This is a genomic window from Leeuwenhoekiella sp. A2 (assembly GCF_047946655.1).
Classification (GTDB): Bacteria; Bacteroidota; Bacteroidia; order Flavobacteriales; family Flavobacteriaceae; genus Leeuwenhoekiella.
Genome location: NZ_CP172311.1, coordinates 1,820,401 through 1,843,746, shown reverse-complemented (window position 1 = coordinate 1,843,746; position 23,346 = coordinate 1,820,401). Strand labels below are relative to the sequence as shown.

At 38.6% G+C, this 23,346-nt stretch carries 18 protein-coding genes; 17 read left to right on the top strand and 1 reads right to left on the bottom strand.

Annotated elements, in window-relative coordinates:
• Nucleotides 1-128 precede the first annotated feature (128 nt).
• From ACH3PA_RS08275 to ACH3PA_RS08240, 8 genes are all read left to right on the top strand, one after another.
• On the top strand, nucleotides 129-1,604 hold the full coding sequence (locus ACH3PA_RS08275; protein ID WP_416445287.1) for a DUF1800 domain-containing protein: 1,476 nt from the start codon (nucleotides 129-131) through the stop codon (nucleotides 1,602-1,604).
• A gap of 7 nt (nucleotides 1,605-1,611) precedes the next feature.
• On the top strand, nucleotides 1,612-3,225 hold the full coding sequence (locus ACH3PA_RS08270) for a DUF1501 domain-containing protein (RefSeq protein WP_416445289.1): 1,614 nt from the start codon (nucleotides 1,612-1,614) through the stop codon (nucleotides 3,223-3,225).
• Nucleotides 3,226-3,331: 106 nt separating this feature from the next.
• On the top strand, nucleotides 3,332-5,419 hold the full coding sequence (gene metG, locus ACH3PA_RS08265) for a methionine--tRNA ligase (protein WP_416445291.1): 2,088 nt from the start codon (nucleotides 3,332-3,334) through the stop codon (nucleotides 5,417-5,419).
• A gap of 287 nt (nucleotides 5,420-5,706) precedes the next feature.
• Nucleotides 5,707-6,123 carry an ester cyclase gene (locus tag ACH3PA_RS08260; RefSeq protein WP_416445293.1) on the top strand — a complete coding sequence of 139 codons (417 nt, stop codon included), beginning with the start codon at nucleotides 5,707-5,709 and terminating at the stop codon, nucleotides 6,121-6,123.
• 56 nt (nucleotides 6,124-6,179) lie between these two features.
• On the top strand, nucleotides 6,180-8,315 hold the full coding sequence (locus tag ACH3PA_RS08255) for a Tex family protein (protein WP_416445295.1): 2,136 nt from the start codon (nucleotides 6,180-6,182) through the stop codon (nucleotides 8,313-8,315).
• 316 nt (nucleotides 8,316-8,631) lie between these two features.
• On the top strand, nucleotides 8,632-9,549 hold the full coding sequence (locus tag ACH3PA_RS08250) for a histone deacetylase (RefSeq protein WP_416445297.1): 918 nt from the start codon (nucleotides 8,632-8,634) through the stop codon (nucleotides 9,547-9,549).
• A 139-nt stretch (nucleotides 9,550-9,688) separates the two neighbouring features.
• Entirely contained in the window at nucleotides 9,689-10,300 is a 612-nt protein-coding gene (locus ACH3PA_RS08245) for an NAD(P)H-dependent oxidoreductase (protein ID WP_416445299.1), read from the top strand.
• 186 nt (nucleotides 10,301-10,486) lie between these two features.
• Nucleotides 10,487-13,270 (top strand): M16 family metallopeptidase, encoded by a 2,784-nt coding sequence (locus ACH3PA_RS08240; protein ID WP_416445301.1) that lies wholly within the window; start codon nucleotides 10,487-10,489, stop codon nucleotides 13,268-13,270.
• 65 nt (nucleotides 13,271-13,335) lie between these two features.
• On the opposite strand, the gene ACH3PA_RS08235 is transcribed toward ACH3PA_RS08240, so the two are convergent.
• On the bottom strand, nucleotides 13,336-13,782 hold the full coding sequence (locus ACH3PA_RS08235) for a hypothetical protein (protein ID WP_416445303.1): 447 nt from the start codon (nucleotides 13,780-13,782) through the stop codon (nucleotides 13,336-13,338).
• Nucleotides 13,783-13,913: 131 nt separating this feature from the next.
• Between ACH3PA_RS08235 and ACH3PA_RS08230 the strand changes: the two genes are divergently transcribed.
• The 9 genes from ACH3PA_RS08230 to acs all read left to right on the top strand — a co-directional run bounded on the left by ACH3PA_RS08230 (nucleotide 13,914) and on the right by acs (nucleotide 23,298).
• On the top strand, nucleotides 13,914-14,333 hold the full coding sequence (locus tag ACH3PA_RS08230) for a transposase-like zinc-binding domain-containing protein (protein ID WP_416445305.1): 420 nt from the start codon (nucleotides 13,914-13,916) through the stop codon (nucleotides 14,331-14,333).
• A gap of 107 nt (nucleotides 14,334-14,440) precedes the next feature.
• Nucleotides 14,441-15,664, top strand: coding sequence for a hypothetical protein (locus tag ACH3PA_RS08225; RefSeq protein ID WP_416445307.1), 1,224 nt, complete (start codon nucleotides 14,441-14,443; stop codon nucleotides 15,662-15,664).
• Nucleotides 15,665-15,690: 26 nt separating this feature from the next.
• The gene (locus ACH3PA_RS08220; protein ID WP_416445309.1) at nucleotides 15,691-15,951 is read left to right on the top strand and encodes a DUF4212 domain-containing protein; all 261 of its coding nucleotides are present in this window, start codon (nucleotides 15,691-15,693) and stop codon (nucleotides 15,949-15,951) included.
• Between the two features lie 29 nt (nucleotides 15,952-15,980).
• Nucleotides 15,981-17,753, top strand: a complete 1,773-nt coding sequence (locus ACH3PA_RS08215; protein WP_416445311.1) for a sodium:solute symporter family protein — start codon at nucleotides 15,981-15,983, stop codon at nucleotides 17,751-17,753.
• Between the two features lie 78 nt (nucleotides 17,754-17,831).
• Nucleotides 17,832-18,026: a hypothetical protein gene (locus ACH3PA_RS08210; protein WP_416445313.1), complete on the top strand. Its 195-nt coding sequence runs from the start codon at nucleotides 17,832-17,834 to the stop codon at nucleotides 18,024-18,026.
• Complete coding sequence (locus ACH3PA_RS08205; RefSeq protein WP_416445315.1) at nucleotides 18,019-20,706, top strand: ATP-binding protein; 2,688 nt, start codon at nucleotides 18,019-18,021, stop codon at nucleotides 20,704-20,706. Before ACH3PA_RS08210 ends, ACH3PA_RS08205 begins: the two co-directional genes overlap by 8 nt.
• Before the next feature lie 21 nt (nucleotides 20,707-20,727).
• Nucleotides 20,728-21,093 (top strand): response regulator transcription factor, encoded by a 366-nt coding sequence (locus ACH3PA_RS08200; RefSeq protein WP_416445317.1) that lies wholly within the window; start codon nucleotides 20,728-20,730, stop codon nucleotides 21,091-21,093.
• Between the two features lie 50 nt (nucleotides 21,094-21,143).
• Nucleotides 21,144-21,359: a hypothetical protein gene (locus ACH3PA_RS08195; RefSeq protein WP_416445319.1), complete on the top strand. Its 216-nt coding sequence runs from the start codon at nucleotides 21,144-21,146 to the stop codon at nucleotides 21,357-21,359.
• A 28-nt stretch (nucleotides 21,360-21,387) separates the two neighbouring features.
• Nucleotides 21,388-23,298 (top strand): acetate--CoA ligase, encoded by a 1,911-nt coding sequence (gene acs, locus ACH3PA_RS08190; protein ID WP_416445321.1) that lies wholly within the window; start codon nucleotides 21,388-21,390, stop codon nucleotides 23,296-23,298.
• Nucleotides 23,299-23,346 lie beyond the last annotated feature (48 nt).

The following is a 23,346-nucleotide window of genomic DNA, read 5'->3' as shown; positions in this document are numbered from 1 at the left end:
AAAGGTTCTTGTAAACTGCATTCCTCATTAGTTAGTACTTTAACTACTAATATAAGGCAATTTATAAGTTCTCTTCCCAATTTAATTTTCTTATTAAGATCATTAAGTAACCCCAAATCTACTTAATTATGTCTACAACTACTTATGCAGGTGCTATAGCCCCTATGGTCACCTATTCTCCTACTGCAAGCAATCCTTGGAACGAAGATAAAGTTAAGCACGTGTATCGTCGCTTAGGTTTTGGTGCTTCCAATGCAACAATAAATGTTGCACTTTATAAGAACCCAAATCAGTTAATCCATGAATTAATTGATGAGGCTATTCATATGCCAAATCCAAGTGTTCCAGAGTGGAGTCATTGGGCCAATAAAGATTTTGATGACTATCATAGTGACAATTCTCTTTGCAAATATGAAATCAGAAGAGATACTATTGAAACTACCTTAAAAAAAGGGCTTAAAGGAAGACTATCTCTTTTCTGGATGAACCATTTTGTAACAGATGTAGACACTTACGAGCATGCTCCTTACATGTTTCAATACTGGAATTTGCTCCAAACCCATGCAATAGGAAATTTTAGAACTTTTGTGGAGGAAATAGGTTTATCACCAGCCATGTTAATTTTTCTAAACGGGTTCGAAAATACAAAAAATAAACCCAATGAAAATTATGCTCGTGAATTGCTTGAGCTTTTCACATTAGGTGTAAATAATGGTTATACACAATATGATATAACCGAAATAGCTAAAGCATTAACTGGCTATACGCGCAGGGATACTGCGGGTGGTGAGATCATGTTTGACCCCAATACTTTTGATAATTCTCACAAAACAATTTTTGGTCAAACTAATAATTGGAATTATAAGAATGTAATTACAATCCTTTTTCAAAAGAAAGGGAGGTTAATTTCTAAATATATTGCAGAGAAATTATACAAATATTTTGTTTCTCCTGATGTTGACAAACAGGTTGTTCAAGCTATGGCAGATGTTTTCTTCGATAATGATTATGAAATTGCTCCTATGCTTCAATTACTTTTTAGAAGTGAACATTTCTTTGAGGAAAAAGTTCAAGGCACAATAATTAAAAGCCCTTATGATTTAATATGTGGCTTTTTAAATGAGATCTCTCTTGATTATAAAATAGATCAAAATGACAGATCAATAGGAGACATGTATAATTTCATTCATCATATTACTACCCAATTAGGACAAAGAATTTTTAAACCTACGGATGTGTCGGGTTGGCAGCGGAATGAATCATGGATAAATGGAAGTACAATAGGTTTTAGATGGCAAACATTAGATACTTCTGTTCTAAAAATACGAGAATTTAGACAAGGACAATTAGTAGATTTTGCAAAAAATCTAACTAATAATAGTAGTGACCCAAAATACATTTCAAGGACACTCGTCGATTATTTTATAAGCAAACCATTAACAACAGAATCAGATTATGACATCGCTGAAACTGTATTAAAATGGCAAGTTCCAGCTAATTATTATGAGCAGGGAAAATGGAGTTTAGACTGGAACAACGCAGAGCTTCAAATACTCTATTTACTACGCCATCTTTTCACAATACCCGAATTTCAACTTAAATAAAACTATTATGTGCAACAATCACTCACATTTCAACAATCGCAAGCTTGAGGTAGAACATACTCAGGAGCACGATAAATGGAACAGACGTACATTTTTACAAATGCTTGGTCTTGCAGGTACAGGAACAATGATGCTAGGTGGCTCAAACCTAACTGCTGCTAACGCTTCTCCACTAAATATGGCTTTGGCAGACAGCGATAGCGATAAAATTTTACTACTTATAAGGCTTAAAGGTGGTAACGATGGTCTCAACACCATTGTGCCTTTATACGATTATGATATTTACGCACAAAAAAGACCTACTCTGCGCATTCCTGAGAATAAACTATACAAACTTTCTAATGATTTTGGTATAGATACATCTCTTAACTCTTTTAAGTCGCTTTGGGGCGATGGCAAAATGAAAATTGCTCATGGAGTAGGATATAATGAGTACAATATGTCTCACTTTAGCGGTGCAGATATATGGGCAACCGGAGATAACGATCTTTCTGATGAAATAGGCGTTTTCGGTAAATATTTCCAAAATAAATATCCAGATTATCTGGTTACTCCGCCTAAAGATCCTGCTGCAATACAAATAGGCAGTGTGGGTAATTTAATCTTTAATGGTGAAGATACAAACTATGCTTTTACTGTTTCAGATCCCAAACAGTTAGAAAGTATCGCTACAACAGGAAGTCTACACGACACACAAAATCTTCCCGGGACTACTTATGGCAAGCAACTAGGTTTTATGCGCGGACTCATAAACAGTACGATGACTTATGCTAAAGTTATCAATGAAGCGCATGAAGCAAGTACAAATGCGGTAGAATACGGTACAGATAATTTTGCCAAACAACTTTCTATTCTGGCACGAATGATAAAAGGTGGTATTGGCACAAAAATATTCTTAGTTACTATGGACGGTTTTGATACGCACGCAGATCAAACTAATCGTCATAAATCATTGATGCAGGAACTATCTGACGGTGTGAAAAATTTCTACGATGATCTGGAAGCGTCTGGCGATGACAAACGTGTATTAGCAATGACCTTCTCAGAATTTGGTAGACGTATAGAAGAAAACGGATCAAAAGGGACAGACCATGGTGCTGCTTCGTCTACCATGATATTTGGCCCTGGCTTAGAAGGCAATGGTTTTATAAGTGAGCATCCAGATCTTAATGATATTGACGAATTAGGCAACTTAAAATATAATTTAGATTTTAGGTCACTATATTCTACAGTTTTAAAAGACTGGTTAAGTATAGATAGTAATCTTGTAGATGGTCTTTTCCCTGCTGGCCCTTATGAAACACAATCTTTAGGTTTCAGTACAAACTCACTTTCTACTACCGATTTTTCATCGTATACAGACGATTTTTCACACGTGCCTACATATAGTGGTCGTGATACATTTATAGAGTATAATCTTAACGCTGCTGCGAAAGTTAGTATTCAACTATACAATATGGTGGGTCAGCACATTGGCACTATCGCTAATAACCTTAATTATGAAGGACGTCATAAAGTGAGTATAAAAGAGAATATTAAATCTACCGTAATGCCGGGTGAATATCTGTACACCATACAAACTGGTGGTAAGAGATACAGTAAACTGGTTATGATCAACTAGTCTTAAATTAGTTATTTCTAAAATTGAAAGCCCTCTACTACAGAGGGCTTTTTTAGCTTAATATTTAATTAGCTAAACCTTACCTTTGCGCTTTATTTTTAAAGCGATGAGTCAACCCAAAAGATATACAATTACCGCGGCCTTGCCGTATACAAACGGTCCCATACATATAGGTCATCTGGCCGGAGTTTATGTTCCTGCAGATATTTATGCCCGCTTCTTACGCCTTAACGGAAAAGATGTCGCTTACATTTGTGGTAGCGATGAGCATGGAGTTGCTATAAGTATTAAAGCTAAAAAAGAAGGAATCACACCGCAGGAAGTGGTAGACAAATATCACGGCATCATCAAAAATTCCTTTGCAGATTTTGGGATTTCCTTTGATAATTATTCACGCACTTCGGCGAAAGTGCACCATGATACAGCTTCAGAATTTTTCACTAAATTATACAATGACGGGGCTTTTATTGAAGAAACCTCAGAACAACTATACGACGCTGAAGCAGATCAATATCTTGCAGATAGATTTGTAATTGGTACCTGCCCAAAATGCGGTCACGAAGAAGCTTATGGTGATCAATGTGAAAACTGCGGTACTTCCCTAAATGCAACCGATTTAATCAACCCAAAATCGACTATTTCTGGTGCAAAACCGGTCTTAAAGGAGACAAAACACTGGTTTTTACCGCTAGATCGCTACGAGGATTTTCTTAAAGATTGGATCTTAAAATCGCATAAAAAAGACTGGAAATCTAATGTATATGGTCAGTGCAAATCCTGGATTGACGACGGTCTGCGCCCACGTGCGGTAACCCGAGATCTTGATTGGGGAATTCCGGTTCCTGTGCCGGGCGCAGAAGGAAAAGTGCTTTATGTATGGTTTGATGCGCCTATAGGTTATATTTCTTCAACCAAAGAATGGGCTCAGCGAGAAGGCAAAAACTGGGAAGAGTATTGGAAGGATGAAGACACCAAACTGGTGCATTTTATCGGTAAGGACAATATCGTTTTTCATTGCATCATTTTCCCAAGCATGCTAAAAGCAGAAGGCAGCTATATTTTACCTGATAACGTGCCGGCTAATGAATTTTTAAATCTTGAAGGGCGCAAACTTTCTACCTCAAAAAACTGGGCGGTATGGTTGCATGAATATCTGGAAGATTTCCCCGGTCAGCAGGACGTTCTACGTTATGTTTTAACCGCAAATGCTCCTGAAACTAAGGATAACGATTTTACCTGGAAGGATTTTCAGGCTCGTAATAATAATGAGTTAGTAGCCATTTTTGGTAATTTTATTAACCGCGTGGTGGTGCTGACCAATAAATATTATGAGGGTGCTGTTCCACAACCGGGAGCATTCAATGAAGAAGATGAGAGAACCTTGGCCGAATTAAAAGCTTATCCATCAGTAATTGCTAGTTCTATAGAACGGTATCGCTTTCGCGAAAGCCAAAACGAATTGATGAATGTCGCGCGTTTGGGTAATAAATATCTTGCTGATGCAGAGCCCTGGAAAACCGTAAAAACGGACCAAGAACGCACAAAAACCGTAATGTATATCGCATTGCAAGTCGCAGCTGCTTTATCTGTTTTAAGTGAGCCTTTCCTACCGCATACGGCTCTAACATTGAGAAAAATGCTTAATCTGGATGTAAATTCCAGCGATGCTCAAAATGATGCAGTCCAAAATGTTTGGGAAAATTTCTCTGAAAAGACAGATTTACTGCCCGCTGGTCACACTATTGGCAAAGGCGAATTGCTGTTCAGTAAAATAGAAGATGATCAAATACAAAAACAACTCGATAAACTAGAACAAACCAAAGTGGTAAACGAAGCCGAAAACCGTAAAGCAGAACCTCAAAAAGATACTATAGAATTTGATGATTTTACTAAACTCGATATGCGAGTAGGTACAATCCTTGAAGCCGAAAAAATGGCCAAAACTAAAAAATTGATGGTGCTTAAAGTCGATACCGGTATCGATGTGCGCACTATAGTTTCTGGTATCGCAGAAAGTTTTACTGCAGAAGAGATTATTGGGAAAAAAGTTACTGTTCTCGTTAACCTGGCTCCTCGCCCATTACGCGGTGTAGAAAGTCAGGGCATGATCTTAATGACCGAAGATGATCAAGGCAAACTTGCCTTTGTAAATCCTGATGCTGCCGGGGTGATTAATGGTGCACAGATTAGTTAACTCATTAATTTATATACTCCCCTCCTTTTTAAGGAGGGGAAATTCAAGCTTGCTTGAATGGGGGTGGTTATTCATAAAAACCCTTCCGCTTTCATAAATGAAAGCACCTTCCCTTAAAAAGGGAAGGAATATTAGAATTGTGTTAACTTCAATGGAGCTCTCAACTGCGCTCGACTTACAATTTACTTTTAGCAATCCTTTACCATAAGCTGCTAAAAAAATCCCAAACTACCTAAAAAACAATATGCTGCGATACGCATTGCTTAACTTAAAGAAAAAATTAAATTATGAGCAAAGAACAAAATAAAGCAGCACAAGAAAAATTTGGAGAAGCAATAACATCAGGAAAACTCGAACTCATCCGTGATGTAGTTTCTGAAGACGTTGTAGAGCACGATCCTGCCCCTAATCAAGGACCTGGACCACAAGGTTATATTGATTTTTTTAGTATGATACGCACCGCATTTCCAGATTTTGATGTAGAAGTTGAAGAAATGGTGACAGATGAAGATCATGTGAGTTTTGCCTACACTGCAAGCGGAACGCATAAAGGAGATTTTATGGGCATCGCTCCTACCGGAAAAAAAGCCAGCTGGCGCGGCATGCAAATCGGTCGTTTTGAAAATGGTAAAATGGTAGAGCGCTGGGGAAGTTCAGATGAATTGGGTATCCTTAAGCAATTAGGCGTAGAAGCAACGGCCTAATTTTATTTTTCAGGAAGCAGAAATTGTGCTAACATCGCATTAAATGATTATGCACGATGAATAACCTGCTTTCCTATATAAAAAAACAAACCAATCTTCCTGAAGCTGGTATCAACAATACGATACAATTGCTTCAGGAAGATTGTACTATACCTTTTATTTCGCGTTATCGCAAAGAACGCACTGGTAATCTGGATGAAGTTCAGATTGGCGATATTGTAAAATATAAAGAACAATTTGAAACGCTTGAAAAGCGAAAAACTACTATTCTAAAAGCGCTTGAAGAACAAGACGTTTTAACCCCAGATTTACAAACACAGATCAAAAGCACACAAGATTCTACTACGCTGGAAGATCTGTACCTGCCTTACAAGAAAAAACGCAAGACCAAAGCTGAAACTGCCCGCAAAAACGGACTAGAACCGCTGGCAAAAATTATCATGGCGCAAAACGCGACCAATCTAGATCAAACCGCACAAAAATATATAACCAAAGAAGTAACTTCTACAGAAGAAGCACTTGAAGGTGCCAGACACATTATTGCAGAATGGATTAATGAGCGCACTGATATTCGTAATCAATTAAGGAATCAATTAGAAAGTCACGCAATATTGACCACAAAGGTCATAAAATCGGCTGAAAAGGATGAAAAATCGCAAAAATACCGTGATTATTTCGATTGGAATGAGGCATTAAATCGGTGCCCTTCTCACCGATTTCTCGCAATTTCGCGTGCAGAGCAAGAAGGTTTTATACGCGTAAAAGTGGACATTGATGACGAAAAAGCGCTTAAAAACATCGAAAATCGGGTAATTAAGTCAAATAACGCTTGCGCGGAACAGATACAACTAGCGATTGCAGATGCGTATAAACGCCTGCTTTTCCCCACTCTCTCTAACGAAATATTAAACACTGCAAAAGAAAAAGCAGACACCGAAGCAATTGAAGTTTTCGCTAAAAATTTAAAACAACTTTTATTAGGTTCTCCACTTGGTGAAAAGCGTATTCTCGCTATCGACCCTGGTTTTCGTACAGGCTGTAAAGTTGTTTGCCTGGATGAGCAGGGAGGTTTAAAACATAACGAAACCATCTATCCGCACCCGCCAAAAAGTGATACCAGAGGCGCGAGTAAAAAAATAAGTTTTTTGGTTAATGCTTATAAAATTGACGCAATTGCAATAGGTAACGGCACAGCATCGCGAGAAACTGAACGCTTTATTCGTAAAATGCCATTTCAAAAAGACATGCAGGTTTTTGTGGTGAGCGAGGCCGGGGCTTCCATTTATTCGGCATCTAAGATCGCGCGTGATGAATTTCCTAATTATGATGTGACCGTTCGCGGTGCGGTTTCCATTGGTCGCCGTTTGCAGGATCCGCTGGCAGAACTGGTTAAGATCGATGCAAAATCAATTGGCGTGGGTCAATATCAGCACGATGTAGATCAAACCAAATTAAAAAATGAACTTGACCGCGTGGTGGAAACCTGTGTAAACGCGGTAGGCGTAAATATCAATACGGCCAGTGTCCCTTTGCTAAGTTACGTTTCGGGAATTGGCCCAAAACTTGCCGAAAATATTGTTGCCAGAAGAGATGAAAAAGGTGCTTTTTCTTCGCGAAAGGAAATTCTGAATGTTCCCCGTTTGGGCGGAAAAGCTTTTGAACAGGCAGCAGGATTCCTACGCATAAAAGATGCTGAAAATCCGCTGGATGATTCGGCTGTGCATCCTGAAAGTTACGCTGTGGTCGAGAAAATGGCAAAAGATGAGCGAAAATCGGTTTCAGAATTAATAGGTAATAAATCAGTTTTACAAGAAATCGATCTCAAAAAATATCAAACTGAAACTATTGGTTTGCTTACGCTAAAAGATATCATCAACGAACTAGAAAAACCCGGACTAGACGTTAGAGCAGAAGCTAAAGTTTTTACATTTAATCAAAACATCAAGACGATCAATGATCTGGAAATCGGTCAATTATTGCCCGGAATCGTCAATAATGTAACCAATTTTGGCGCTTTTGTAGATGTAGGAATTAAAGAAAGTGGACTTATCCATATTTCAAATCTCGCAGATGGTTATGTTTCAGATGTGAGCGCGCATATTAGTTTGCATGAGCAGGTTGTAGTAAAAGTGCTTGAAGTTGACATTCCGCGAAAGCGTATTCAGTTGAAATTGGTGAAACTTAATGAATAGTGCCGCGTCAATCTGAACATGTTTCAGCATCGTATAATCATATAATTGACCTGCAAGGTTTAGGAGACCTGCAAGGTTTCAAAAACCTTGTAGGTCTTACACTCAGCATAAACCTACAAGGAACCAGCCAAGCGGGGATACCTTGCAGGTTATTTTGAAATTGAGCAGTCAAAATCAACGCTTCTCGATACAAATTTAAACTTCGCTATCGCTGCTTTAAATTCACCCGAAGCGGCAAGAAAGAACTGTCAGTTCGAGTGAAATCTAAAATTTTTTCATTTTAGAAATTGTATCGAGAACGATTAATAAATATACCGTGTTAAAAATCGCATATCACCCCATTTACAAACACCCTTTGCCAGAAGGTCATCGTTTCCCGATGATAAAATATGAGTTGTTGCCCAAACAGCTTTTGCATGAAGGCACCTGCACAAAAGCCAATTTCTACCAACCTGATTTACCAGATGAAAATCATATTCTCGCGGTGCACACAAAAGAATATGTAACAAATTTAAAAGCACTTAATCTTGACCGAAGAGTAGCCAGAAAAATAGGATTTCCACTTTCTGAAGAATTGGTACGACGTGAGCAAATTATCGCGCAGGGAACGATTTTAGGTTGTGAATATGCCCTACAAAACGGAATAGCTTTTAATATCGCCGGCGGAACACATCACGCCTACAGCGATCATGGCGAAGCATTTTGTTTATTAAACGATCAGGCGATTGGTGCACGTTATTTGCAAAATGCTTCGACAGGCTCAGCAAGACAAATAGGAAAAATCCTTATTGTAGATCTGGATGTGCATCAGGGAAACGGTACTGCGGAAATCTTTCAGAATGATGATTCGGTTTTTACTTTTTCTATGCATGGCGCAGGTAATTACCCATTTAAAAAGGAAGTTTCAGATCTGGATATTGCGGTACCTGATGGTAGCGGTGATGCAGTTTATCTTGATCTTTTAAAAGAAGCGCTTCCCCAGCTAATTAAGAATGTGAAACCTGATTTTATCTTTTACCTCAGCGGCGTTGATATTTTAGAAACCGACAAATTGGGCCGACTAAGTTGTACGGTTGAAGGATGCAAAGCGCGAGATCGATTTGCCCTGCAAACGTTTCGCGAAAGCGGAATCCCCGTACAGGTAAGTATGGGAGGTGGCTATTCTCCTGAGATTAAGATTATCATTGAGGCTCACACAAATACATATAGATTAGCTCAGGAAATATATTTTTAAAATCGGCCATTTTACCCTAAAAATCGCCTTTTGAGACAAAATTTTAGCAAAAATATAACTACACCATTCACAAAATCAATCGATTATCCGTTTCAAAATAGATAACTTTAATGCTCTAAGAAATCAAAAAAATTGAATTATGAAAATTAAAGTTGCTGTGATTTATTACAGCGCAACAGGAACAAATTATGAAATGGCAAAACGAGCTAAGAAAGCGGCAGAAGATGCCGGTGATCATGACGTTAAGCTTTTAAAATTTAAAGAAACAGCACCGCAGGAAGCTATTAACTCACGTGATGACTGGAAGGAGCACGTAGAAGCGACAAAAGATATCCCAGAAGTTAGTCTGGACGACCTGGAGTGGGCAGACGCTATTATATTTAGCATACCAACTCGATATGGCAACTTACCCTCACAGGTACAAAGTTTTATTGATATGACCGGTGGTCTCTGGTTTAACGGCAAGCTGGCTAATAAAGTGGTTAGCGGTATGACCAGCGCTCAAAATCCGCACGGCGGGCAGGAAACCACACTTATGTCACTCTATAAAACAATGATTCACTGGGGAGCAATTTTAGCACCTCCGGGATACACAGATGAAGTGGTTTTTGAGTCTGGCGGTAACCCTTATGGCGTTAGTGTAAAAGGTGGCAAAGAAAATGTAAATGAAGCTATAAGAACATCGATAACGCACCAGACTAATCGCACGATACAAGTAGCGCAATGGGTAAAAGCGGGTTTGGCAAGCTGAAATATGAGGTCATCCCATAATTAAAACCCAGAATCTCTCTGGAAGAATTAAAGAAAACGGTTCAGTAATTATTCTGAACCGTTTTTTTATTGCTACTATCAACCTCTAAAATATCACAATGATTTGATGCTTAGTTTATTAAATGTTTATATTTATATCAATCAAACTTTTAAACATTCATCAATCATGAGAAAATCAATAATTCTATTTAGTCTTTCCTTATTCATGTTGCAGCTGGTTTCTGCGCAGGATTTTCAGTTTAAAGCTGAAGATATTAATATTCCATACGAGCAGTTTAAATTGCCTAATGGTTTAAAATTGCTGGTTTATGAAGATCATAAAGCCCCTATCGTTGCTGTCAACGTTTGGTATCACGTGGGCTCTAAAAACGAAAAAGAAGGGAAAAGCGGTTTTGCCCATCTTTTTGAGCATCTTATGTTCAACGGAAGCGAGAATTACAACAAAGACTACTTTCAGGCACTTGAGAGTATAGGCGGTACAGATCTTAACGGTACAACGAATAGCGACCGGACCAATTACTTTCAAAATGTACCCGTTTCTGCACTTGATCAGGTTCTTTTTTTAGAGTCAGATCGCATGGGGCATCTGCTGGGTGTACTAGATCAAGAACGTCTTGATGAGCAGCGTGGTGTAGTACAAAACGAAAAAAGACAGGGAGAAAACCAGCCTTACGGTAAACAGTGGGATTTGTTGGCAAAAGCTATGTATCCTAAAGGTCATCCTTATTCCTGGACGGTAATTGGCGAGATGGAAGATCTGGATGCCGCATCTCTTGATGATGTGAAAGAATGGTTTACTTCTTATTACGGCGCTGCTAATGCCGTAATTGCCATTGCCGGTGATATAAAACCACAGGAAGCTTACGATAAGGTTTTGGCTTACTTTGGTGATATTCCTGCAGGTCCTACCATTGCGAGACAAGAGATAAATATCCCAATTCTTGAGCAAGATAAATACCAGGTTTATCAGGACAGAGTTTCAGACCCTCGTATTCTCTTTGCCTGGAATACGCCGCAATTTGGTGATAAAGAAGATATCTATTTCGATCTTATAGCTGCATTATTATCTAACGGGAAGAATTCAAGACTTTATAAAAAATTGGTTTATGAAGACCAGATCGCTACTTCTGTAAGCGCTTATCAGGCTTCAAGCGAAATAAGCAGCAATTTTATCGCTTCCGCGGATGTAAAACCGGGCGGAAATATCGCTGAAGTACGCGAAAAACTCGATTCTGAGATCAAAAATCTAATCGAAAACGGCCCCACGGAAGAAGAACTGAAACGTGTAAAGGCAGATTATTTTGCAAATTTTATAAAAGGAATGGAACGCATAGGCGGTTTTGGCGGAGTTTCAGATATTCTCGCTTCTAACGAAACCTATTTTGGTGATGCAGATTATTATAAAACTGTATTAGAATATGCACAAAATGCCACAGTAGATGATATTAAAGCGACGGCTCAAAAATGGTTAACTAAAGGCAAGTTTATTTTAGAATGTAATCCGTTCCCGGAATATACTGTTACTAAAAGTACGATAGACAGAAGCAAATTACCAGAGCTGGAACCTACAAAAACATCTAAATTCCCCACACTACAACGAGACGTTTTAGCTAACGGATTAAACATTGTTCTTGCTAAACGCACCGGTGTGCCTACAATTGTTATGGAACTGATGACAGATGCCGGTTACAAGACTGATATTCAATCGCAACCCGGTCTTGCTTCGCTCGCTATGAACTTACTTGATGAAGGCACAGAAGATATGTCTGCACTTGAGATCAATGAGAAACTACAATTGTTGGGAGCAAATCTGTATTCTTATTCAGATCAGGATAATTCAAGTGTTTACATGAGCACATTAAAGCCAACTCTGGAAAAAAGTGTTGATCTCTTTGCCGATGTTATTTTGAATCCGGCTTTTCCTCAGAAGGAATTTGACCGTTTAAAAGAAGAACAGATCAATGATATTAAATATGAAAAGTCTGTCCCCGTCGCTATGGCTTTGCGCGTAATGAACAAATACTTGTACGGTGAAGGTCATCCTTATAGCAATCCTTATACAGGCACCGGTTATACAGAAACTGTAGAAAAAATAAATCTTGACGATGTCAAAAAATTCTATAGCACCTGGTTAAAACCCAATAATTCAACCCTCGTTGTTACAGGAGATATTGAAATGAGCGAACTTAAATCTATGCTTTCAAAATCTCTGGGAAAATGGAAAAAAGGTGACGTGCCTACAATTGCTTTTACGCAGCCAAAGCCTACTTCAAAAAATACACTATATCTTCTCAACAGACCAGAGTCAGAACAATCTGTAATAATCGCGGGTAACCTAACAGGTAAATATGGAGATGTATCTGAAGTTGCTCTGGAGCAAATGATGAGTATTCTTGGCGGTGATTTTACCTCCCGAATAAATATGAATTTACGCGAAGACAAACATTGGTCCTACGGAGCCAGAAGTATGGTTCTCGATTCTAAAGCAGAACGTCCTTTTTTGCTTTATGCACCTGTACAAACAGATAAAACGGCAGAATCTGTAACCGAATTGAGAAAAGAGATCTCAGAGTTTATTTCGACCAGACCAGCAACTCAGGAAGAGCTCGATAAGGTAAAAACCAATCAGGTTTTAAAATTACCCGGCCAGTGGGAAACTAATAGTTCGGTGAATAATTCGGTTACTAATATTGTAAAATATAATCTGCCAGATAATTATTACCAGAGGTATGATGCCGAAGTACGCAACCTCTCTCTCGCAGATCTGCAAAAAGTGAGTAAAGAAGTTGTAAACCCGGAAACTGTGAATTGGTTTATGGTAGGTGATCGGGCAAAAATAGCTGCCAATCTTGATAAATTGGGTTTTGATTCTATTATTGAAATTGATGCCGATGGTAAACCCATAAAAACACAAGAAATCACAGATCTAAATACAGCAATTAAAAATTAAATTACTCCAGATTGTAAAAAAATAGCCAGATCAATGTTATCTGGCTATTTCATGCCAAAAACTAACTAAAAACCAATGCGCACATTTGGCGTGTTGATGCGTACATCTGTTCTAATTGTGCTTCTTGGTGCCGGTTTGTAATAGCTTCGGTTATTAGAATAGTAGTAAAATGAAGCTTCGCTATAATAATGCTCGCTGTGATGGCAATGATGATCACAATGTTTCTTATGTTCTTTATAGGCGTCTCTTTTGCCTCTCATGTAAGCTTTATAAGCAACTTCATCTTCTTTCTTTAAATTCTCTTCATACTTATGTTGCTCTTTCCAGAATGCTTCTTCCTCTGCCTCAGATTCTGCTTTATATGATCTTTCAAAAGCAGCATCCTGTTTGGCGCGCTGCTCATAATAAGCCATTTTTTTGTCATCGCCTGATTCTTGGGCATAGCTTTCGCATAAGGGAATTATTGCAAATAACCCACATAAAAGCATCAGCTTAAAAGATTGATTTTTCATACTAGCGTTTGGTTTTGTTGTTCACTAATAAGACAACTCAGTACAACTCTTCCCTACTACATTCATTTTATTTTAACGATAACGTTGTAGTTTTTGTGCTAATTAACTATATTTATGATAAATAGCCATATATGAAGATTGAATTATGCCCTAATTGCAGTTCAAATCGCTTTATAAAAAGTGGCATAGTCAGTCAAAGGCAACGCTATAAATGCAAATCCTGCGGATATTACTTTACCGTTAACAAGTTGGGGAAACGCATACAAGACTATTACGTTAACAAAGCCTTACAGCTGTACCTTGAAGGACTTTCTTATAGGGAGATAGAACGTCTTCTGGGCATATCTCATGTAAGCATATTGAATTGGGTGAAAAAATATAACGTTAAGCGTCCTTATCATACCGAATATCATCCCACCTATAGGATTTTAAATCATAGTGAACTAGTAATTTATTTTGAAAAAACTGAAAACCTTAAGGGGGCCGGAGTAGTGGTAACAGAACTTGGAGATAAGTTTATGCTTATAAAATGGGAACGTTTTAGAGAATAACCATATCAAATGAACAGATAACTATATTAGTTTTTATTTAACTCCTGTATTTTAGGAACTTAGTTAAGCACACAAACCAGTTTTTAACTAAAAACCTTCCTGAGATCATGAGAAAACAAATGTTATTTCTATTAGGAGTAAGTATGGTCGCTTTACAGTACACCTATGCGCAAAGCTCTCCCGATTACTCAGGGGGGTTAAAAGTTAACTTCAATGAAGAGGGCAGTAAATATCTGCGTCTGATCTCCTGGGCGCAGGTGCAGGCTTCCTATTCTGATGATGTACCTGAGGACATGAGCAAACTCAACTTTAATTTAAGAAGAGCACGCATACTCATGTTTGCGCAGATCAATAAAAAGTTCATGATTCTTACTCATTTTGGGCTTAATAGTTTAAACAGTTCTACGATGAGTCCTACGGGAACGGGAGACGGCTCCCAGCTATTTTTTCACGGGGTGTGGGCCCAGTATAATGTAGCTACAGATCACGTCATAGGAGGGGGCTTACATTATTTCAACGGGATATCTAGACTAAACAACCAGAGCACCTTAAATATGCTTACGCTGGACAACAACAGACAATCTTGGTCTACCATTGGTCTCAGTGATCAATTTGCACGGCATTTAGGAATTTTCGCAAAAGGGAAATTTGGGAAATTGCAATACCGTGTCTCTGTTAATGATGCTATTACCACCTCTCTTGACATCCGTGATCCTGCCACAGGAGGACCGGCTGTTTATGGTGGCAGAAGGGTTTTAGGATCTAAAGATGCCGGAAAGGCATATGCAGGTTATTTTGAATTTAATTTTTTAGATCAGGAATCTAATTTCTTACCCTATAAAGTGGGGACATATCTGGGAGCAAAAAAAATATTTAACATAGGTGCCGGGTTCTTTCTGCACCCCAATGGTGCTGTAAGGGCTAATACCAATGGCACACTATTGGGAGAAGATGTAAGCCTCTTTGCTGTTGATGCTTTTTATGAATCACCACTGGCAGATAACGGCAGTGCCATAACCGCCTATGCCACCTACCAGTCTAATGATTACGGCGACAACTATCTCTTTAGCGCGTATGGGACAGGGGGCATGTTCTTGGCGCAAGCTGGATATGTTATTCCGGGTACCATTACCCAGGCACGATTTCAGCCATACATTGCTTTTGCCTCTAATAGCTATGACGCGGTAGATGACAACCGCAACATCTTTAAACTGGGCATAAACGGTTATTTAAGCGGAAACAATTCTAAACTTACGCTGGAATACGAGAATCAAAAATTTGGAGATACAAAGACTGGAGTACTTACCCTACAGGCAATGATCTATTTATAATCACTAGCTAATTAAAACTAACTAACATGACAGAAAAGCAAAAACATGCAGTCGCTTACTGGAAAGAAAACCTCAAATACCTGGTTATCTTATTAAGCATCTGGTTTATAGTTTCCTATGGTTGCGGGATCTTATTTAAAGATGCCCTCAATGAAATACGTTTGGGCGGATTTAAACTGGGATTTTGGTTTGCACAACAAGGATCTATTTATGTGTTTGTCATACTCATATTTGTTTATGTAAGACTGATGAACAAACTGGATAAAAAATACGGATACAACGAGTAATCTACATCACTAACCAAAAACTAATTATTATGAGCGTTCAAGTTTGGACATGGATTTTAGTGGGGATTACCTTCTCCCTTTATTTTGGCATTGCAATTTGGGCTCGGGCCGGCTCAACTAAAGAATTTTATGTAGCGGGCGGTGGTGTTTCTCCCCTCGCTAATGGTATGGCCACCGCTGCAGACTGGATGAGTGCTGCTTCTTTTATTTCTATGGCAGGTATTATATCTTTTGCAGGATATGATGGTTCTGTATACCTCATGGGCTGGACAGGCGGTTATGTGCTGCTGGCACTTTTGCTGGCTCCTTATCTGCGCAAATTTGGAAAATTTACTGTTCCCGATTTTATAGGAGATCGATATTATTCTAATACAGCCCGTACAGTTGCTGTTTTCTGCGCCCTTATCGTATCCTTCACGTATGTTGCCGGTCAAATGCGGGGAGTAGGCATTGTATTTTCTCAATTTCTTCAGGTAGAAATAACCTGGGGGGTAGTTATTGGTATGGCCGTAGTGCTCGTTTTTGCATTCTTAGGTGGTATGAAAGGGATTACCTATACCCAAGTAGCTCAGTATTGCGTCCTCATTTTTGCATTTATGGTTCCCGCTATTTTTATATCTATGCAAATGACCGGTAATCCTATCCCACAAATAGGGATGGGAGGTCGCGTAGAAGACGGGACTTATCTACTGGAAAAACTGGATAACCTGCATACTGAGCTAGGTTTTAAAGAATATACCAGTGGTACAAAATCAACGTGGGATGTTTTTGCTATAACACTGGCTTTAATGGCCGGTACTGCCGGGCTGCCTCATGTTATCGTACGCTTTTTTACTGTTCCCAAAGTTAAAGATGCCCGTAAATCTGCAGGCCTTGCCTTATTGTTTATAGCCATTCTTTACACCACCGCTCCTGCCGTAGCTGTTTTTGCCAGAACCAATCTAATTGAAACTGTACGTGACCGGGAATACGCATCTATCCCAGAATGGTTTAAAAACTGGGAGAATACCGGGCTTATCGCCTGGACTGATAAAAATGGGGACGGAAAAATACAATATGTAGAAGGAAATTCTCTTGATGGAAAACCCATTTTTACTAATGAGCGGGGAGCTTATGGTGAACGTATGATAACTAATGCCAATTCAAATCCCAATGAATTGTACGTAGATCGTGATATCATGGTACTGGCAAATCCGGAAATTGCGCGGTTACCGGCATGGGTGATAGGTCTGGTTGCAGCCGGTGGTTTAGCTGCTGCACTATCTACCGCTGCAGGTTTGCTTCTAGTCATATCTACGTCTATCTCACGTGATCTTATTAAAAAACAGATTAAACCAAATATTTCTGATAAAGGGGAATTATGGGCTGCCCGTATAAGCATATTCTTTGCCGTACTTATAGCAGGTCTCTTTGGTATTTATCCTCCGGGTTTTGTCGCAGCTGTAGTAGCACTGGCTTTTGGGCTGGCAGCCGCCTCATTTTTCCCTGCTATTATTCTGGGTATTTTTGACAAAAGAATGAATAAAGAAGGGGCTATTTCAGGTATGGTTGTAGGCATATTACTCATGTTGTTTTATATGGTACGCTATAAAACAGGCCTCATAGGTGTTATGGAACCCAGACCGGCAAGCGAGTGGTGGTTTGGCACTTCCCCAGAAGGTTTTGGTACTGTAGCCATGCTGGTTAATGTGATTATCTCTTTAGTCGTTTCCAGAATGACGCCGCCCCCACCAGAAAATGTACAGGATATCGTTGAGCATATACGCATACCCAGTGGGGCTAAAGAAGCTCATGACCATTAAAATTTAGTTAGTTTCTAAAGGAAGCGGTGTTGCGCCAGTTGTAACACCGTTTTCTTATATTGAGATAACATTTACAATATGAAGAAAAGACATGAGCAGAAACTGGTTATTCTATCTATAACTTTATTTGTAATGATCAACATACCCTTTGTACTTGTCTTTGATGTGCCAGGAGCAATTGCCGGTATACCTATTCTTTATTTTGCCCTGTTCAGCATATGGCTTATAGCAATAATTATCTCTTTTATTATTCTAAAAAGGCATTATGAGTAATTACCTGTTATTCATAATCATTGTTTGCTATCTAGCTATTTTATTTCTCATTGCTTTTTTAGCCGAAAAGAATGCCAAAAGCAAATGGGTAAATAACCCTTATGTTTATACCCTCTCCCTGGCGGTTTACTGTTCTGCCTGGACTTATTATGGAAGCATTGGTAATGCCGCAAATTCAGGCATAAGTTTTTTACCTATTTATCTGGGACCTGTTATTGCCTGTCCATTATGGATTATTATAATGCGCAAGATCTTACAGATCTCAAAACAGCATAAAATTTCATCTATAGCAGATTTTATCTCATTACGCTATGGTAACAACCGCTTTCTGGGCGCTCTTACTACAGTTATATGCCTTCTGGGAACAGTACCTTATATTTCATTACAACTTAAAGCAATTTCAGAAACATTTGAAATCATCGTAGGTACTCCAGCTGCTACGCCAAATAGATTCTTTGACGATTCTACCTTCTATATCGCCGTTTTACTGGCCATTTTTGCCGCTTTTTTTGGCACACAAAAATCTGATGCCACTGAGAAACACAGAGGTATTGTAACAACAGTAGCCTTTGAGTTTATACTGAAACTGATATTCTTCCTTACCATAGGTATATATGTCACTTACTACCTTTTTGATGGAACACAAGATATTTACGATAAAATTTCTGTACAACCCGATTTTACCTCGCTGGCCACATTAAATGGGCTGGAAGGGGGTTTTAACTGGCTTTTCACGATTTTACTATCATTTATGGCGATTTTTCTATTGCCGCGACAGTTTCAAATGGCAGTTGTAGAAAATAATCGGGAAAAGCACCTTAAACATGCCATTTGGCTTTTCCCGCTTTACCTGCTACTGTTTAATATCTTTGTCATCTTTGTTGCCTGGGGTGGCACCTTAACTTTTGGTGATACCACAAAATCTGAATATTTCACCCTATTGCTACCCCTACAGAATAATGACACATTTCTGGCACTTTTGGTATTTCTCGGTGGATTTTCAGCTGTAATATCTATGGTGGTGGTATCTACCCTTGCCCTCTCAACTATGGTAAGCAACAATCTGATCATACCATACGGGTACCTTGAAAAATTTATACAAAGCCATCCCGAAAAGAACTCAAGCTATATCAAAAATATTAGACGTATTTCTATCTTCCTCATAATCATTGCTGCTTATATTTTTTATGTCAACTTTTCTATAGAATTATCCCTTTACTCTATTGGTTTAATCTCTTTTGTAATTATTTCACAATTGGCACCTTCCTTTTTTATAGGCATGTTTTGGAACCGTGGTTCAGCCAGGGCATCAACAATAGGCATGATTACAGGGTTTCTCATTACTACTTACACTCTTATCCTGCCATTTACACTTGATTCTTTTGCCGGCTCCAGGGATTGGGTAGACAAGGGTTTCTTTAATATCAACATGCTTAGACCTTACGCCCTCTTTGGGATAGATTTTCTCTCGCCTCCTGCACATGCATTTTTCTGGAGTTTAATCTGTAATACCCTGTGTTACTTATTTTTCTCGATTATTGTCAAAGGTAATTACCGGGAGCGCAACTATGCCGAAATGTTTGTAGATAATAAAAACTATTTTTCTCTTCAGGACAACGTACTAGTCTGGAAAGGAGAGGCTTATGTCGCCGATATTAAAAATGTTTTAATACGCTTTTTGGGCGAAGAACGCACCCAACGCGCACTAAACCTTTTTTTTCTCAAATATAAACTCCCTCAAAACACACAGCTGGCCGATGCCCGACTCATTAATTTTTCTGAAAAATTGCTTACGGGGAGCATAGGAAGTGCTTCTTCAAAAATTCTCATAGACAGTGTGATAAAAGAAGAAGAAATAACCCTTCCTGAAGTTTTAAAAATACTAGAAGAATCTAAAGAAGCAATAAGCAAGAATAAAATACTAAGTGAAAAATCTGAAGAGCTTACCAGCCTTACATCTCAACTAAAAAAGGCAAATGAAGAACTTATTTTAAAAGACAGGCAGAAAGATGAATTTTTAGACACTGTAGCACATGAATTAAAAACACCTCTTACTGGCATTAGAGCGGCAACCGAATTATTACAAGATGAATCTGAAATGCCAGCAGAGGTCAAAGATGTTTTTCTCAATAATATTATACAGGATACAGACAGACTTTCACGTCTTATTAATAATATATTAGATTTTGAAAAATTATCAACAGACAGACAGCGTGTGGTAATGAGTAAAAACAACATTAAAATTACTATAGATAAAGCCATTCAAAGCATTCAACATATCGCTTCAATAAAAAATATAGCCATAAGATTAAAAAATCAGCAAACCATTGTCCTGCTGTATAATGAAGACAGAATTTTACAAGTGCTTACTAATCTTTTATCTAATGCTCTAAAATATTGCGATAGTGAGACAGGCATCATCGCCATCGATTATAAGCGTCTGGCAGGTTATCTACGGGTAAGAGTAAAAGACAATGGTAAAGGGATTCCCGATGAAGACATAGATTACATTTTTAATAAATTTTACCAGTCTCAAGATCAAAATATCATCAAGCCGCAAGGCAGTGGTTTAGGTCTGGCTATAAGCAAGCAAATAATAGAAAAACATAACGGGTCTATATGGGCTGAAAAAACATACAAAACAGGGGCATGTATTGTTTTTAAACTACCTTTTAACTAAATTGTATTCAGCTAAGATAAAATGAAAAAGAAAATCCTAATTGTTGATGATGAACCTAATATCGTGATGACTTTAGAATATGCATTCAAAAAGCAGGATTATGAAGTTTTAATTGCACGTGATGGGAGTGAGGCATTGACGATTATTGAAAAAAATAAGCCTGATGTGGTGTTGCTGGATATTATGATGCCTAAAGTAGATGGTTATCAGACTCTCGAGTATATTAAAAATAATACCATGCTGGCTAATACCAAAGTAGTGTTTTTAACAGCAAAGAATAAAGCTTCAGATATTGAAAAAGGTTTGAAACTGGGAGCAGATAAATACCTTGTAAAACCTTTTTCTGTAAAGAAAATATTTGCGGAAGTTCAGGAACTGCTTGGTTAAAAATTGGTGTTGTGTGCAAACAGTCCATATTTAACTTAAGATAGTTTAAAATGAAATTACGCATAGGTCCTTTAGCGTCAGATATCATCATCTGTATTTACGCTGGAATTTCTCTTTATTTTCGATTTAAATTAGAAAATGCTACTCCTATTAGTATCACAAACTCTATCGTTATAGGGCTTTGTTTTGTTGTACTACTATGGGTTTTGATAAAACTGAAAATTTTAAATCCCGGCTGGTTTGGCCTTTTTAAAAACAAAAACTAACACAAACTATATAATCAAACCATACGTCATGAGTAACTATCATATCAAACACTTAGAAGAGTACTTTCAAGTTTATAGAAAATCTGTGCGCGATCCCGAGAATTACTGGGAAGAGATTGCAGAAGAGCATTTTGTGTGGCACAAACGCTGGAATAAAGTGTTAGATTGGGATTTCTCTAAACCGGAAGTCAAGTGGTTTGAAGGCGCTCAACTTAATATCACAGAAAACTGTATCGATCGTCATTTACGCACACGAGGTGATAAAACCGCTATTTTATTTGAACCTAATGATCCTCAGGAAGAGGCTCAACATATAACCTACAATCAGCTGCACGATGAAGTTTGCAAGTTTGCAAACGTGCTCAAATCTCAGGGAATACAAAAAGGTGATCGGGTTTGTATCTACCTGCCTATGATCCCTGAACTGGCTTATGCGGTTCTCGCCTGTGCCAGAATTGGCGCCATACATTCTGTTGTATTTGCGGGCTTTTCAGCGAAAGCCGTTGCTACGCGTATCAATGACAGCGATTGTAAAATGGTGATCACCTCTGATGGCTCTTACCGTGGTAAGAAAACTTTAGACCTAAAAAGCATTGTTGATGAAGCACTTGAATCTTGCGATTGTATAAAAACAGTACTTGTAGCGAAACGCACAAATTCTGAAGTAAAAATGGTCGAAGGTCGAGATAAATGGCTTCAACCGTTACTGGATAGCGCAGATTCAACTTGTGAGCCAGAAATCATGAATGCCGAAGATCCTCTTTTTATATTATATACTTCAGGTTCGACGGGAACTCCTAAAGGTATGGTTCATACCACCGCGGGTTATATGGTTTATACTGCTTTTACTTTTAAGAACGTTTTTCAGTACAGAGAGGACGATATTTACTGGTGTACGGCAGATATTGGCTGGATTACCGGGCATAGTTATATTGTTTACGGTCCGTTGGCGAACGGCGCGACAACTGTGATGTTTGAAGGTGTGCCTACATATCCTGATTACGGCCGTTTCTGGGAAATTGTAGAAAAGCATAAGATCACACAGTTCTACACTGCTCCCACAGCAATTCGCGCTTTAGCGAAAGAAAATCTTGACTTTGTTGAGAAATACGATCTTACTTCGCTTAAAGTTTTAGGAACGGTAGGTGAACCAATTAACGAAGAGGCATGGCACTGGTATGACGAAAATATAGGAAAGAAAAAATGCCCCATTGTTGACACCTGGTGGCAAACGGAAACTGGTGGCATTATGATCTCACCTATTCCTTATTCCACCCCGGGAATACCAACTTTCGCAACGCTACCGCTACCGGGCATTCAACCTGCTTTAATGGATGAAGAAGGAAAAGAAATTAAAGGCAATCAGGTAGATGGACGACTTTGTATCAAGTTTCCCTGGCCCTCAATGGCACGAACTATCTGGGGAAACCACGAGAGATATAAAGAAACCTATTTTTCTACTTTTCCTAATATGTATTTTACAGGCGACGGAGCTTTACGCGATAGTGTAGGTTATTATCGTATTACCGGTCGTGTTGATGATGTTGTTATAGTTTCCGGTCACAATTTAGGAACTGCTCCCATAGAAGATGCGATCAATGAACATCCGGCCGTAGCAGAAAGTGCGATCGTTGGCTTTCCACATGATGTTAAGGGTAACGCGCTTTATGGTTATGTGATCTTAAAAGAAGCCGGCGAATCCCGTAATCAGGATAACCTGCGTAACGAGATCAACCAGCTTATTTCAGAACGTATAGGGCCAATTGCTAAACTGGATAAAATTCAGTTTACAAATGGATTACCTAAGACACGTTCAGGTAAAATTATGCGTAGAATCCTTAGAAAAATCGCCAGTGGAGATACCAGTAATTTAGGCGATACCAGCACATTACTTAATCCGGAGGTTGTACAGGATGTTATGGATAATGTGTTGAAGTAGTGATTATCGTTTTCATAATGAACTCCATTAATCAAGTAATTTAAATTA

What these genes read in the sequence shown, in the direction of transcription:
- metG (WP_416445291.1), top strand. Translation starts at nt 3,332, where the DNA reads ATGAGTCAACCCAAAAGATATACAATTACCGCGGCCTTGCCGTATACA.
- ACH3PA_RS08215 (WP_416445311.1), top strand. Translation starts at nt 15,981, where the DNA reads ATGAGCGTTCAAGTTTGGACATGGATTTTAGTGGGGATTACCTTCTCC.
- ACH3PA_RS08220 (WP_416445309.1), top strand. Translation starts at nt 15,691, where the DNA reads ATGACAGAAAAGCAAAAACATGCAGTCGCTTACTGGAAAGAAAACCTC.
- ACH3PA_RS08205 (WP_416445315.1), top strand. Translation starts at nt 18,019, where the DNA reads ATGAGTAATTACCTGTTATTCATAATCATTGTTTGCTATCTAGCTATT.
- ACH3PA_RS08245 (WP_416445299.1), top strand. Translation starts at nt 9,689, where the DNA reads ATGAAAATTAAAGTTGCTGTGATTTATTACAGCGCAACAGGAACAAAT.
- ACH3PA_RS08255 (WP_416445295.1), top strand. Translation starts at nt 6,180, where the DNA reads ATGAATAACCTGCTTTCCTATATAAAAAAACAAACCAATCTTCCTGAA.
- ACH3PA_RS08230 (WP_416445305.1), top strand. Translation starts at nt 13,914, where the DNA reads ATGAAGATTGAATTATGCCCTAATTGCAGTTCAAATCGCTTTATAAAA.
- ACH3PA_RS08200 (WP_416445317.1), top strand. Translation starts at nt 20,728, where the DNA reads ATGAAAAAGAAAATCCTAATTGTTGATGATGAACCTAATATCGTGATG.
- ACH3PA_RS08240 (WP_416445301.1), top strand. Translation starts at nt 10,487, where the DNA reads ATGAGAAAATCAATAATTCTATTTAGTCTTTCCTTATTCATGTTGCAG.
- acs (WP_416445321.1), top strand. Translation starts at nt 21,388, where the DNA reads ATGAGTAACTATCATATCAAACACTTAGAAGAGTACTTTCAAGTTTAT.
- ACH3PA_RS08195 (WP_416445319.1), top strand. Translation starts at nt 21,144, where the DNA reads ATGAAATTACGCATAGGTCCTTTAGCGTCAGATATCATCATCTGTATT.
- ACH3PA_RS08210 (WP_416445313.1), top strand. Translation starts at nt 17,832, where the DNA reads ATGAAGAAAAGACATGAGCAGAAACTGGTTATTCTATCTATAACTTTA.
- ACH3PA_RS08235 (WP_416445303.1), bottom strand. Translation starts at nt 13,782, where the DNA reads ATGAAAAATCAATCTTTTAAGCTGATGCTTTTATGTGGGTTATTTGCA.
- ACH3PA_RS08260 (WP_416445293.1), top strand. Translation starts at nt 5,707, where the DNA reads ATGAGCAAAGAACAAAATAAAGCAGCACAAGAAAAATTTGGAGAAGCA.
- ACH3PA_RS08225 (WP_416445307.1), top strand. Translation starts at nt 14,441, where the DNA reads ATGAGAAAACAAATGTTATTTCTATTAGGAGTAAGTATGGTCGCTTTA.
- ACH3PA_RS08275 (WP_416445287.1), top strand. Translation starts at nt 129, where the DNA reads ATGTCTACAACTACTTATGCAGGTGCTATAGCCCCTATGGTCACCTAT.
- ACH3PA_RS08270 (WP_416445289.1), top strand. Translation starts at nt 1,612, where the DNA reads ATGTGCAACAATCACTCACATTTCAACAATCGCAAGCTTGAGGTAGAA.